General features: G+C 72.8%; 8 protein-coding genes. 3 read left to right on the forward strand and 5 right to left on the reverse strand.

Annotated features, from left to right (window positions below; translation table 11 throughout):
- Nucleotides 1–50 precede the first annotated feature (50 nt).
- Nucleotides 51–2,282, reverse strand: a complete 2,232-nt coding sequence (gene katG / locus JYK04_RS39800; RefSeq protein WP_189744912.1) for a catalase/peroxidase HPI — start codon at nt 2,280–2,282, stop codon at nt 51–53.
- Between the two features lie 392 nt (nt 2,283–2,674).
- On the opposite strand from katG, the gene JYK04_RS39805 reads away from it, so the two are divergent.
- The 3 genes from JYK04_RS39805 (at nt 2,675) to JYK04_RS39815 (ending at nt 8,816) form a co-directional block, all read left to right on the forward strand.
- Complete coding sequence (locus JYK04_RS39805) at nt 2,675–3,085, forward strand: Fur family transcriptional regulator (protein WP_189744913.1); 411 nt, start codon at nt 2,675–2,677, stop codon at nt 3,083–3,085.
- 309 nt (nt 3,086–3,394) lie between these two features.
- Nucleotides 3,395–7,306, forward strand: coding sequence for a Pls/PosA family non-ribosomal peptide synthetase (locus JYK04_RS39810; protein WP_189744915.1), 3,912 nt, complete (start codon nt 3,395–3,397; stop codon nt 7,304–7,306).
- Nucleotides 7,307–7,412: 106 nt separating this feature from the next.
- Nucleotides 7,413–8,816: a M1 family metallopeptidase gene (locus JYK04_RS39815; protein ID WP_189744917.1), complete on the forward strand. Its 1,404-nt coding sequence runs from the start codon at nt 7,413–7,415 to the stop codon at nt 8,814–8,816.
- Here the strand turns inward: JYK04_RS39815 and JYK04_RS39820 are convergent.
- The 4 genes from JYK04_RS39820 to JYK04_RS39835 all read right to left on the reverse strand — a co-directional run bounded on the left by JYK04_RS39820 (nt 8,813) and on the right by JYK04_RS39835 (nt 13,144).
- Nucleotides 8,813–9,985, reverse strand: a complete 1,173-nt coding sequence (locus JYK04_RS39820) for a sensor histidine kinase (protein ID WP_189744919.1) — start codon at nt 9,983–9,985, stop codon at nt 8,813–8,815. The two genes, JYK04_RS39815 and JYK04_RS39820, sit on opposite strands and share 4 nt — an antisense overlap.
- A 120-nt stretch (nt 9,986–10,105) precedes the next feature.
- A complete protein-coding gene (locus JYK04_RS39825; protein ID WP_189744921.1) occupies nt 10,106–10,582 on the reverse strand; it encodes a MarR family winged helix-turn-helix transcriptional regulator in 477 nt (158 codons plus the stop codon).
- 72 nt (nt 10,583–10,654) lie between these two features.
- Nucleotides 10,655–11,038: a VOC family protein gene (locus tag JYK04_RS39830; RefSeq protein WP_189744923.1), complete on the reverse strand. Its 384-nt coding sequence runs from the start codon at nt 11,036–11,038 to the stop codon at nt 10,655–10,657.
- A gap of 213 nt (nt 11,039–11,251) precedes the next feature.
- The gene (locus JYK04_RS39835; RefSeq protein ID WP_189744925.1) at nt 11,252–13,144 is read right to left on the reverse strand and encodes a serine/threonine-protein kinase; all 1,893 of its coding nucleotides are present in this window, start codon (nt 13,142–13,144) and stop codon (nt 11,252–11,254) included.
- Nucleotides 13,145–13,387: the final 243 nt, after the last annotated feature.

A 13,387-nucleotide genomic window follows, 5' to 3' on the forward strand; every position in this document is an offset into this window, starting at 1 on the left:
CGGACGCCGGGTGTCCGGGCCGGCCGGTGGGCACGGCCCGGACGTCACGATCAGGCGAGGTCGAACCGGTCGAGGTTCATCACCTTGTCCCACGCCGCGACGAAGTCCCTCACGAACTTCTCCTTCGCGTCGTCGCTCGCGTAGACCTCCGCGAGGGCGCGCAGCTCCGAGTTCGACCCGAAGACGAGGTCGGCCCGGGTGCCGTTCCACCTGACCCGGCCCGTGGCCACGTCGCGGCCCACGAACGCGGTCGAGTCCTCGGAGGTCGCCGACCACGTCGTGCCCAGGTCGAGCAGGTTGACGAAGAAATCGTTGGTGAGGACCCCGGTGGTCGTGGTGAGGACACCGTCCGGCGTCTGCCGGTGGTTCGCGCCGAGCACGCGCAGGCCACCGACCAGGACCGTCATCTCGGGGGCGCTGAGGGTCAGCAGGTTCGCCCGGTCGAGCAGCAGGTACTCGGCCGGCAGCCGGTTGCCCTTTCCGAGGTAGTTGCGGAAGCCGTCGGCGACCGGTTCCAGCGCGGCGAACGCCTCCACGTCCGTCTGCTCCTGCGTCGCGTCCGCACGGCCCGGGGTGAAGGGCACCTGCACGTCGAACCCGCCGTCCCGGGCGGCCCGTTCGACGGCGGCCGCGCCCGCCAGCACGATCAGGTCCGCGAGCGAGATCCGCTTGCCGCCGCTCTGCGCGGAGTTGAAGGCCTCCTGGATACCGGTCAGGGTACGCAGTACCACGGCCAGCTGGTCCGGGTCGTTGACCTCCCATCCGCTCTGCGGCTGGAGCCGGATCCGGGCGCCGTTGGCACCACCGCGCTTGTCGCTGCCGCGGAAGGACGAGGCCGAGGCCCACGCGACCGAGACGAGCTGGGACACCGTCAGGTTCGAGTCGAGGACCTGCTGCTTGAGCGCGGCGACGTCGGCGGCGTCGACGAGCTCGTGCGTCACCGGGGGGAGCGGGTCCTGCCACAGCAGCGTCTCGGTCGGGACCTCCGGGCCGAGGTAGCGTACGACCGGGCCCATGTCGCGGTGGGTCAGCTTGAACCACGCGCGCGCGAACGCGTCGGCGAACTCGGCGGGGTTCGCGAGGAAGCGCCGCGAGATCTCCTCGTAGGCCGGGTCGACCCGCAGCGACAGGTCGGTCGTCAGCATCGTCGGGGCGTGGGTCTTGGACGGGTCGTGGGGATCGGGCACGGTACCCGCCCCGGCGCCGTCCTTCGGCCGCCACTGGTAGGCCCCGGCGGGGCTCTTGAACAGCTCCCAGTCGTAGCCGAACAGGATCTTGAAGAAGGTGTTGTCCCAGGTGGTCGGGGTGTTGGTCCAGATGCCCTCGAGACCGCTGGTGATCGCGTCGCCACCCTTGCCGGTGCCGAAGGAATTCGCCCAGCCCAGGCCCTGCGCCTCCATCGGGGCTGCCTCCGGGTCGGCGCCGACGCTCTCCGCCGGGCCCGCGCCGTGGGTCTTGCCGAAGGTGTGGCCGCCCGCGATCAGGGCGACCGTCTCCTCGTCGTTCATCGCCATCCGGCGGAAGGTCTCACGGATGTCGCGCGCCGCGGCGATCGGGTCCGGGTTGCCGTTCGGGCCCTGCGGGTTGACGTAGATGAGGCCCATCTGGACCGCGCCGAGCGGGTTCTCCAGCTCGCGGTCGCCGGTGTAGCGCTCGTCGTCGAGCCAGGTGGTCTCGGGGCCCCAGTAGACGTCCTCGTCGGGCTCCCAGACGTCCGGGCGGCCGCCGCCGAAGCCGAAGGTCTGGAAGCCCATCGACTCCAGGGCCACGTTGCCGGTGAGGATCATGAGGTCGGCCCACGAGAGGCTCTGGCCGTACTTCTGCTTGACCGGCCACAGCAGACGGCGGGCCTTGTCGAGGTTGCCGTTGTCCGGCCAGCTGTTGAGGGGGGCGAAACGCTGCTGGCCGGCCCCGGCGCCGCCGCGGCCGTCGCTGATCCGGTAGGTGCCCGCGCTGTGCCAGGCCATACGGATCATGAACGGGCCGTAGTGGCCGAAGTCGGCGGGCCACCAGTCCTGGGAGGTGGTCAGCACCTCGGCGATGTCCCGCTTGACGGCGGGAAGATCGAGCGTCTTGAACGCCGCGGCGTAGTCGAACTCCTCCCCGAGGGGGTTCGCGACGGCCGGGTTCTTGGCGAGGATCTTCAGGTTGAGCCGTTCGGGCCACCACTGGCGGTTTCCGCCGCCCTGCGTCGGGTGCGGGGCCCGCTCGTGCGCCACCGGACAGCCGTCCCCACCCTCCGACTTGGCGTCTGCGACGATTGCATCATGGTTCTCAGACATGGGAATCCTTCCGTACCAGGCGGATCACGGTGTTCAGGAACTGAATGCGACTGAATGCGATGGATGACGCGGGGCACAGGGCCCCGATCGAATGGGCTCGGCCTCGTCCATCGCCTCGACGCCGAGGGGTCACCGTCCCGGACGGTTGCGCGCAGTGGGACGCCGGCGGCCGGTGCACTCGTGTCGGCACCGGGCAGCTCCTCGGCGGTGATCCGTCACGTTTTTGTCACCTGCCGCTCTGGAGTCTTCCTGTCTCTTGGCTGTCTACGAAACCGATCCTACGATGGACGGAATCCAAGTCAAGAAGGACACCAGGTCCACATTCGACCGGATTCCGGATGTCCGCCGATAAACTTCGGGGCACCCCGTCGAACCTGAATAGGTGGGCCGATATGAGTGACCTGCTGGAGCGTTTGCGCGGGCGTGGCTGGCGGATGACGTCCCAGCGGCGCGTGGTCGCCGAGGTCCTCGACGGCGACCACGTACACCTCACGGCGGACGAGGTGCACGCCCGCGCGGCCCGGAAGCTGCCGGAGATCTCCCGGGCGACGGTCTACAACGCGCTGGGCGAGCTGGTCGCCCTCGGCGAGGTCGTGGAGGTCACCACCGACGGCCGGGCGAAGCGCTACGACCCCAACGCGCACCACCCGCACCAGCACCTGGTGTGCTCCGCCTGCGGCCTCATCCGCGACGTGCACCCGACGGACGACCCCCTGGCCGGTCTCCCGGCCGCCGAGCGCTTCGGCTTCACGGTGTCCGGGGTCGAGGTCACCTACCGCGGCCTGTGCCCGGACTGCGCGTAGGGCGCGTGCCCACCACCCTCGGCTTCCCTCCCGGCGTACTTCTCGCTCTCCCCGTCCACCCGACCGGTCATATCGGCCGACGGTATTCGAGCCCCTGTTCGCTCTTCGCGCGGCCGCGCGGAAGGGGCGGGCGCACCGTATTCCGTGGCCGGAATACCGTCTTTTCCCAGCCACGCACAAGGGTTCAACAAGAAAATCCTTGATACCGCACTAGACTGGTGGGTTGTTTGGCGCTGGGCCGGAACAACCTGGGCAGACCCGGGCTCCGCCGGCGACCCGGATGCTGCCGGGAACGAGACGCGAGGGCCGATGGCAGTCACACCTGAGAGCGGTGAACTCACTCTGCTCGACGACGGGGAGGCGCTGGAGGAGTCCGGCAAGTCCGCCCGCTTCACCGCCGGGCCCGCGGCCCCCACCCGCACCCTCGTCGACATCTTCGAGGCCACCGTACGGACGTACCCCGACGAGCTCGCCCTCGACGACGGAACCACCCGATTGACCTACCGCGCACTCGCCGTCGAGGTCGAGCGCCGGCGCCGGGCCCTCGCGGCCGCCGGAGTGGGACTCGGCGACCGGGTCGGCGTTCGCGTACCGTCCGGGACCAACGAGCTGTACGTGGCCGTCCTCGCCGTCCTCGCAGCCGGAGCCGCCTACGTACCCGTCGACGCCGAGGACCCGGACGAGCGCGCCGACCTGGTCTTCGGCGAGGCCGGAGTACGGGCGGTGCTCGGCGGCGGACAGCGCATCCACGCCGGCCGGGCCGCGGAGCCCGGCCCCCGGGCCGCCGCCTCCCGCCCCGGCCCCGAGCACGACGCCTGGATCATCTTCACCTCCGGCTCCACCGGCAAGCCCAAGGGCGTCGCCGTCAGCCACCGCAGCGCCGCCGCCTTCGTCGACGCCGAGGCCGCGCTGTTCCTCGCCGACGAGCCGATCGGCCCCGGCGACCGCGTCATGGCCGGACTGTCCGTCGCCTTCGACGCCTCCTGCGAGGAGATGTGGCTGGCCTGGCGCTACGGCGCCTGCCTCGTGCCCGTACCCCGCTCCCAGGTGCGCAGCGGTGCCGACCTCGGCCCCTGGCTCGTGGACCAGGAGATCACCGTGGTCTCCACCGTGCCGACCCTGGCCGCCCTCTGGGAGCCCGAGGACCTGGGCGAGATCCGGCTGCTGATCTTCGGCGGCGAGGCCTGCCCGCCCGAGCTCACCCAGCGCCTGGTCACCGAAGGCCGCGAGGTCTGGAACACCTACGGCCCCACCGAGGCCACCGTCGTCGCCTGCGCCGCCCTCCTGACCGGCGAGGAGCCGATCCGGATCGGCCTCCCGCTGAACGGCTGGGAACTGGCCGTCGTCGACGAGTCCGGAGAACCGGTACCCATGGGCGGCAGCGGCCAGCTCGTGATCGGCGGCGTGGGCCTCGCCCGCTACCTCGACCCCGACAAGGACGCCGAGAAGTACGCCCCGCTCGAATCCCTCGGCTGGCAGCGCGCCTACCGCAGCGGCGACCTCGTACGCGCCGAACCGGAAGGCCTGGTCTTCCTCGGCCGCGCCGACGAGCAGATCAAGCTCGGCGGCCGCCGGATCGAGCTGGGCGAGGTCGACGCCGCGCTCCAGGCCCTGCCCGGCGTCGCGGGCGCGGCCGCCGCCGTCCGCACCGCGCGCAGCGGCAACCAGCTGCTCGTCGGCTACCTCGTCGCCCAGGACGGCTGGGACCACGCGGCAGCGGTCACCCGGCTGCGCGCCGAGCTGCCCGCCGCCCTCGTCCCGCTGCTCGCACCCGTCGCCGAGCTGCCCACCCGCACCTCCGGCAAGGTCGACCGCGACGCGCTGCCCTGGCCGCTGCCCGGTCTGGAGACCGCCGGCCCCACCGAGCAGCTCTACGGGACCGAGGCCTGGCTCGCCGAACAGTGGAGCGAGACCCTCGGGGTCACCGTCACCGGTGCCTCCGACGACTTCTTCGCGATCGGCGGCGGCAGCCTCGCCGCCGCCCAGCTCACCACCCGGCTGCGCACCCGCTACCCGAGCGCCGCCGTCCTCGACATCTACCAGCAGCCCACCCTGCGCAAGCTGGCCCGGCACCTGGAGAAGTCCGCCCAGGACGACGGAGCGGCCCGCACCGTCGCACCGGTCCCGCTGCGCTCCCAGGTGGCGCAGTCGCTCCTGCTGCTCCCGCTGTTCACCCTGGTGGGCCTGCGCTGGACGGTCGTCCTGCTGACCCTGGGCAACGTCCTGCACGGCTCCGGAGCCTTCCCGTGGGCCCCGACCGCCTCGTGGTGGCTCGTCTCCGCCGGCGCGCTGCTGCTCTTCAGCCCCCCGGGCCGGCTCGCGATCGCGGCCGGCGGCGCCCGCCTCCTGCTGCGCGGCGTGCAGGCCGGACGCCACCCGCGCGGCGGCAGCGTCCACCTGCGGCTGTGGACGGCCGAGCGGCTGGCCGAATGCGCCGGCGCCACCTCCCTCACCGGTTCCTGGCTCGAACGCTACGGCCGCGCCCTCGGCGCCAAGATCGGCCCCGAGGTCGACCTGCACTCCCTGCCCCCGGTCACGGGCATGCTCAGACTCGGCCGCGGCTGCGCCGTGGAGTCCGAGGTGGACCTCAGCGGCCACTGGCTCGACGGGGACCACCTGGAGATCGGCGCGATCAAGGTCGGCGCGGGCGCCGTGGTCGGCACCCGCAGCATCCTCTTCCCCGGCGCACGGGTCGGAAAGCGCGCCGAGGTGGCCCCCGGCTCCGCCGTCGTCGGACAGATCCCGACCGGCCAGCGCTGGGCCGGCGCACCCGCCGGGAAGCTCGGCAAGGCCAAGCACAACTGGCCGCGGGCACGCCCGCCGCGCGGACTCCCCTGGCGGGCCGCCTACGGGGCGGCCGGCTTCGGCCTCACGGCCCTGCCCGTGCTCGCCGCCCTGCCCGCCCTCCTCGTGGCCGGCCGCTTCGTACCCGCCGGCGCCGGACTCACCGAAGCCCTGCGCGGAGCGCTGCTCGCGGTGGTGCCCGCGGCGCTCGCCTTCGGGTTCGCGTACGCGGCCCTGCTGCTGGTCTCCGTACGACTGCTCAGCCTGGGCCTGCGGACCGGAACCCACCCGACGCACAGCAGGATCGGCTGGCAGGCCTGGACGGTCACCCAGCTGATGGACCTGTCCCGCGAGACGCTCTTCCCGCTGTACGCCGGGCTGATCACACCGGTCTGGTTGCGGCTGCTCGGCATGAAGATCGGCCGGGGCGCCGAGGTGTCCACCGTGCTCGCCCTGCCCAGCCTCACCACCGTCGGCGAAGGCGCCTTCCTCGCCGACGACACCCTGACCGCCCCCTACGAGCTCGGCGGCGGCTGGATGCGCATCGGACACTCCGAGATCGGCCGCCGCGCCTTCCTCGGGAACTCCGGCATGACCGCCCCGGGCCGCAGCGTGCCGGACGACGGGCTGGTCGGCGTCCTGTCCGCCACCCCGAAGAAGGCCAAGAAGGGCAGCTCCTACCTGGGCCTCCCGCCGGTCCGGCTGCCCCGGTCCACGGCCGACGCCGACCAGAGCCGGACGTACGAGCCGCCCGCGCGGCTGCTGTGGGCGCGCGGCCTGGTGGAGCTGTGCCGACTGGTCCCGGTGTTCTGCTCGGCCGCTCTGGCCGTGCTGACCGCGGCGGCGCTCTGCGCGCTGATCACGCGGAGCGGCCTCGGCGTCGGGGGAGCCGCGCTGCTCTCCGGAGCGGTCCTGCTCACCGCCGGAGGCGCCGCCTGCGCGGTCGCGGTGACCGCCAAATGGCTGCTGGTCGGCCGGCACCGGACCGGGGAGCACCCGCTGTGGAGCGGCTTCGTGTGGCGCAACGAGCTGGCCGACACCTTCGTGGAGGTCCTGGCCGTGCCGTGGCTGGCCGGATCGGTACCCGGCACGCCCGTGCTGGCCCTGTGGCTGCGCGCGCTCGGCGGCCGGATCGGCCGGGGCGTGTGGTGCGAGAGCTACTGGCTGCCCGAGACGGACCTGGTCGTGCTGGGCGACGGGGTCAGCGTGAACCGCGGCTGTGTGTTGCAGACACACCTCTTCCACGACCGGATCTTGAGGACGGATACTGTGGTGCTCCGTGAGGGCGCCACCCTGGGCCCGGGCGGAATCGTCCTGCCCGGGAGCACGGTGGGGGCCCGCAGCACACTGGGTCCCGCATCCCTCGTGATGGCCGGGGAATCCGTCCCCGCCGACACCCGCTGGCTGGGCAACCCGATCGAGGCGTGGCGGTCCTGACCGGGCCGTCCGCGCCGCGGCAGGCAGCAGGGCGGTACCGGCACACCGCCGGTGCACCGGCACACCAGCACGTCGTACGAGCACAGCGCAGGGAGCGGAAGCGGCAGTGAGCGGCCAGAGAACAGAGCCATCGGACCCGTACTTCCCGGCCAACGGCGACTCCCGTTACCGAGTGCACCGGTACGAACTCGCTCTGGAGTACCGTCCCGGTCCCAACCGGCTCGCCGGCACGGCGCGGCTGAGCGCGATCGCCGGGCGGGCGCCGCTCACCGAGTTCCACCTGAACCTGGCGGAGTTCAGAATAGGCCGCGTCCTGGTGAACGGCCGGGCGCCGCACTACACCCACCGCGGCGGCAAACTCCGCATCCGCCCGGCCAAGCCCCTGCCCGCCGGCTCCGCCTTCACCGTGGAGGTGCACTGGGCGGGCAACCCCAAGCCGGTGCGCAGCCCCTGGGGCGGCATCGGCTGGGAGGAACTGACCGACGGCGCGCTGGTGGCCAGCCAGCCCGTCGGCGCACCCTCCTGGTACCCGTGCAACGACCGGCCCGCCGACAAGGCCTCCTACCACATCTCGGTCAACACGCCGTCCCCGTACGCGGTCGTGGCCGGCGGCCGGCTGCTCACGCGCACGACGAAGGCCAGCACGACCACCTGGGTCTACGAGCAGTCCGCGCCGACCTCCAGCTACCTGGTCGGCCTGTCCATCGGCATGTACCAGACGGTGCTCCTGGGCGACCCCGGACTCGGCGGCGTCCCGCAGAGCGCCCACGTGCCGGCGCACCTGCTGGCGCGGTTCTCCCGCGATTTCGCCCGGCAGCCCGCCATGATGCGCCTGTTCGAGGAACTCTTCGGGCCCTACCCCTTCGGCGAGTACGTGGTGGTCGTCGCCGACGAGGAACTGGACGTCCCCGTGGAGGCACAGGGCCTGTCCACCTTCGGCGTGAACCACGTGGACGGCGTCCGTGGCTCGGAACGCCTCATCGCCCACGAGCTCGCGCACCAGTGGTTCGGCAACAGCGTGACCATCGCCGACTGGCGGCACATCTGGCTGAACGAGGGATTCGCGAAGTACGCCGAATGGCTCTGGTCGGAACGCTCCGGCGGCCGCACCGCGCACGAGCTGGCGACCGCAGCACACCGGCTGCTGGCCTCGCAGCCACGCGACCTGCGGCTATCCGACCCCGGCCGCAAGCTGATGTTCGACGACCGCCTGTACCAGCGCGGTGGCCTGACCCTGCACGCGATCCGCTGCGCGCTGGGCGACAGCGCGTTCTTCCGCATGCTGCGGGACTGGGCCACGGTGCACCGCCACGGGGTGGTGTCCACGGTGGCGCTCACCCACCACGTGGCCCGCTACGCGGACGAGCCGCTGGACGACCTGTTCACCGCCTGGCTCCACGAAACGGCCCTCCCGCCCCTGCCGACGCCGCCCCGCCCCCCGATACCGGCGAGGCCCGGCTACCCGCCGTCGAACGGCCGCCCCAAGGGCGGCGGCCGCGGCAAGGCCTAGGGAGCAGTGAGCGGTATCCGGGCTCGTACCTGCCAGTCGCCCTCGGCGGTGGCCTCGGCACGGAAGGTGCCGCCGGCCAGGGTGACGCGTTCGCGCAGGCCCTTCAGTCCGTAGCCCGGGCGGGAGGTCGGCCGGGCCGTCCCGTCGTTGGTTATCCGCACGGCGGCCTCGTGGGGACGGACGCGCACGTGGACGCTGACGTGGCGGCAGTGGCGTGCGTGCCGGCGGATGTTGGAGAGGGATTCCACCGTCACGCGGTGCAGGGTGGCGGCCACCTCGGGCGGAACGGTGTCCGTCGGGCCCTCCTCGGTGAGGTGCGCCGGTACGCCGTTCAGGGCGAACCCCCGCACCAGGGCCCGCAGGTCGTCCATGCCGGCGGGCGCGGCCGGAGGTGCGTCGCTCTCGCCGGCCCGGAGCCCGGCGACCATCTGCCGCATGGACGCGAGCGCCTCCGCCCCGGTCTCCTCGATGCGCTGCAGAGCGGGCAGGACCATGTCGGGCCGCCTGGCGGCGACCGCCCGGGCGCCCTGGGCCTGCACCACGATGCCGGTCACGTGGTGGGCGAGGTGGTCGTGCAGATCCCTGGCCAGCTCGATCCGCTGTTCGAGCCGGATCCGGTGGGCGCGCTGCCGCCGGTCCGCCTCCCACATCCGCGCGGTCACACTCGCCCCCGCCACCAGGACGGTGACCAGGGTGAGGCCGAACGCGACGGTCAGGCTCCCCTCCTGTACGCCGGTGGACAAGGGGCGCACGACGACGGCCGCCGCCAGCAGCAGGGCGATGGGCGCGGTGGCGGGCGCCGGGCTCCGCCGGGCGACGAAGGCCAGTACCACCAGGAGGGCCACCGGCTCGAACGCCCCGTAGGCGGACGGGACGCCGACGGCGGTGTGACTCAGGTGCACGGCCGCGGAGCAGACCAGCGAGGCGATGGCGGCGGCGCCCCCGGCGTAGGCGTACGACCAGGCTTCCCTGAGCAGGGGCAGGGCGACGAGGACGGCGCCCACGGCCGTGGCCGACAGCGCGAGCCGGCCCTGCGACGCCGGCCCGGTGAACGTCCCGGCGCGTACGTCCGCCCAGGCCGCGGCCGCGAGCACACAGGCTGCGAGGGACCGCAGCAGGACCGCCGCCCTGCCGGGAACGGCGAGGAAGCGGAGGAAAGGAGACCACATAGCGCGCAGATTAGATCATCCGCTCGCCCGTCCCCGCGGCACCCACGAGACCGATGGCCGAGGATCGACGTAGCCTGCGCCGGTCGCGAACCGAGACCCTGCGGACGAGCGACGGCACGGCTACCGCGTGTGCGTGCTCGGGCCGGCCGCGTTGTGGATCAGCCGCCGGAGCACCTTCAGCGTGGTGACGTAGTCCGCGTCGTCGATGCCCTCGTGGAGGGCGGCACGGATCGCGGGGGCGTTGCGCGCGAGGTCCACCCGGGCCCGCTCACCCTCCTCGGTGAGCCACAGCCGGTGCTGCGGGTCCCGGGTCAGCCAGCCGCGTTCCAGGAGGACCTCGGCCTCCGCCGCCAGATCGTCCTCGTGCCGGATGTAGGAGGCCATGGCCTCGCGCAGCTCGGTCAGGGTCATTCCCTCGCCGTCGGGCGAGATGTCGTTCACCGACAGATTGCGCAGCAGCCAGAACTGGGGCTGGGTGTAGCCCTTCTCGGCCGTCCGGGCCCGGGTGTACGCGATGAGCGCCTCGTAGGCCGTACCCGTCCAGTAGGCGGCGGGCTGTCCGGCGAGTTCGGCGTCGGACATCTGCTGGGTCGTCATGTCGTGCCCCTTCTCGGTGCGGTGCAGGTCATGAGGAGACCGTAGGACCTCAAGTGCGGTTGAGGGCAAGGCTCAGGAAGGCGTCGCGGCGTGATCGGACTCGCTGCGCAGGACGCAGAATTCATTGCCTTCGGGATCGGCGAGAACCGCCCAGCCCGTACCGTCGGGCTGTCGGCGATCGGTGACCAGGGTGGCTCCGAGCTTCAGCAGCCGCCCGACCTCCTCCTCGCGCGAGGTCGTCGGACGCAGGCACAGATGGATCCGGTTCTTGACCGTCTTCGGTTCCGGCACCTGGTTGAAGTACAGCAGCGGGCCCTCCGCAAGCATCACCGGGACCTCCCGGTCGCCCCGTCCGGCGTCCGGATGCAACGGGCAGCCGGTCACTTCACTCCAGAACCGGGCCAGTTCATACGCGTCCGAACAGTCGATCGCCACATTCTGCACCACTGAAACCATGCGGCTCAGCCTGCCTGAGCACCGCTCCCGTCCGCCACTGAAATCTCCCTAGGTCGTCTCTTTCGGATCTTGCTGGTCAAGCCCGCGTCGTCCGGTGCCGTGCATCGGCGCCTTGGCGGGGCGCCTTTGTACTGGACGTACTCGGGCGCTCCGCCAAGGCGGCGAGGTGCGGTGCCGGGCGGCGCGGGTCAGGCAAGATCCGGAAGAGACGGCCTAGCCCTGTTTCGTCCAGCGCTGCGACGCCTCCCCGCCGCACGTCTTCGTCACCAGGCCGCCGCTCATGCCCAGGTCGAGACAGCCCCCGCTGAAGTCGTTGCGGAGGCTGCCGCCCGCCCCCGTACGCCACAGCCGGGCGGTGTCCTGGGAGCAGTCGCCGACGAAGACGGCCTGGTTGAGCATGTTGGCGTACAGGCAGCCGCCGCCCTGCTGGTTGACCAGTTTGAAGCTGCCGTCCGGCCCGCCCTGGACGGTCCACCGGGCGCTCGCGTCCGCGCAGTCGCCGTAGTCCGAGGCCCCGAAGACCTGCGTGATGCACTTGCTGTTGTTGCCGTTGCGGAAGCGGTAGGTGCCGGACGCGGGAGGGGCCGGGGGCGGCGGGGTCGTGGGCGCCGTGGACGTCCCGCCGCCGGAGGGGCGCGTGCTGCCCGAGCCGCCCGCGTTCGCGGGGTTGCCGGAGTTCCCGGCGCCGCCCGAGCCGGGCTGTGCACCGCCGCCGGGGAGGGTGCCGGGGCCGGTGCCGGGGCCGGGGCCGCCCGCGCCCCCGGCGGCCGCGGCCTGTCCCGGGTCCTGGGCGGGCGGCTGCGCCGGTGACGCCGTACCCGACGGGCTGCCGCCCGCCGTGCCGGCCGTACCCGCCGCGGCCCCCGGTGCCGTCGGGTCGGCCGGAGCCGGAGCCGGAGCCGGAGCCGTGACCGGGGCGGACGGGGAGTTCCCGGCCCCGGCCCGCAGCGCGGAGGCGTAGGGAAGGTGCTGGATGGCGAGGGTCGTACCGCCCGCGACCACGACGACGGGCACGACGGCGAGGAGGGCGCGGGTGCGGCGGCGCGGCGCGGCCCGTTCCGGCCGGGCCGTGACCGGGGGAGCGGGGGTCGCCGGAGCCGGGGCCTTCTCGGGAGCCGGTTCCGGTTCCGGCTCCCGCTCGGGCTCCGGCCGTTCGCCGGTGAGCGGGATCGTCGGTACGTCGGCCTGCTGGACGTCCGCGGCGAAGGCGGCCCGCTCGGTCAGGTGCTCGGTGACGGCCTCCGGCCACAGCGGGGTGGTGAACGGCCCGTGCTCGCGGGCGCGTTCGAGGAGTTCGGCGGCGGTGGGGCGTCCCTCCGGGTCCTTGTCGAGGCAGGCCGCGACGAGCTCGGCGAGGTCCGGCTCCAGCTGCCGCAACGGCTCCAGGTCGGGTTCCTCGTGGACGATGCGGTACAGCACCCCGTGCCCCGACTCGTCGCCGAACGGCGGCTGACCGCACGCCGCGTACGCGAGTACGGAGCCCAGCGCGAACACATCGGTGGCGCCGCTCAACCGCCTTCGGCCCGAGGCCTGTTCGGGTGCCATGTAGGCGGGCGTACCCACGACCATGCCGGTCCGGGTCAGCTGGCTCTGTTCGGCGGCGCGCGCCACACCGAAGTCGATGAGGGTGAGACCGTCGACGGTCAGCATGACGTTGGACGGCTTGAGGTCCCGGTGCACCATGTCCAGCGCGTGCACCGCCGCCAGCCCCGCCGCGGCCTCCCGCAGCAGCAGCCACAGCGCCGGCGCGGGCAGCGGGCCGCCGTGCAGTGCGATGGCCTCCCTCAGGGTGAGCCCGGGGATGTACGCGGTGGCGAACCACGGGGGAGTGGCGGTGCGGTCGCTGTCGAGCAGCGGCGCGGTGGCGTCCTCGGGCAGCCGGGCGAGGTTGTCCAGCTCGTGCCCGAAACGGCGCAGGAAGTCCTGGTCCTCCCCGACGACGGAGGACAGCAGTTGCTTGACGGCGACGTACCGGCCCTCGCGGATGCCGAGGTAGACGCGCCCCATGCCACCGGCCCCGAGCCGGCCCACCAGCGGGATCGACCCGATACTGCGCGGATCCGCCGCCTCCAGCGGCTCGGCCCCGCTCCCCGTCAGCTCCGACACGTCAGCCAGCCCCACTCGAAATTGGAGAAGTTTCCAGAAATCTAACCCTGATGATCCCGGAACGGCAACGCGGGTCGCCGAAAGCCGAGTTGATCCTGTTTTCGCCCCGGAGGCCCCCGGAACGCGCCATCGGGCCCCTTGCGCCCCCCTGTGCGATCGGCCCACGCGACGACCGGGCCCTGCCGGTGGGATAATCCAGTCGGGGAGACAGATGTGACGCACTCGGATCGAGAAGCTCGGGCG

The sequence above is a fragment of the Streptomyces nojiriensis genome, assembly GCF_017639205.1.
In the GTDB taxonomy this organism is placed as follows: Bacteria; Actinomycetota; Actinomycetes; order Streptomycetales; family Streptomycetaceae; genus Streptomyces; species Streptomyces nojiriensis.

Coding starts and splice junctions, on each gene's coding strand:
- katG (WP_189744912.1), bottom strand. CDS start 2,282: ATGTCTGAGAACCATGATGCAATCGTCGCAGACGCCAAGTCGGAGGGT.
- JYK04_RS39830 (WP_189744923.1), bottom strand. CDS start 11,038: ATGGTTTCAGTGGTGCAGAATGTGGCGATCGACTGTTCGGACGCGTAT.
- JYK04_RS39805 (WP_189744913.1), top strand. CDS start 2,675: ATGAGTGACCTGCTGGAGCGTTTGCGCGGGCGTGGCTGGCGGATGACG.
- JYK04_RS39820 (WP_189744919.1), bottom strand. CDS start 9,985: ATGTGGTCTCCTTTCCTCCGCTTCCTCGCCGTTCCCGGCAGGGCGGCG.
- JYK04_RS39825 (WP_189744921.1), bottom strand. CDS start 10,582: ATGACGACCCAGCAGATGTCCGACGCCGAACTCGCCGGACAGCCCGCC.
- JYK04_RS39810 (WP_189744915.1), top strand. CDS start 3,395: ATGGCAGTCACACCTGAGAGCGGTGAACTCACTCTGCTCGACGACGGG.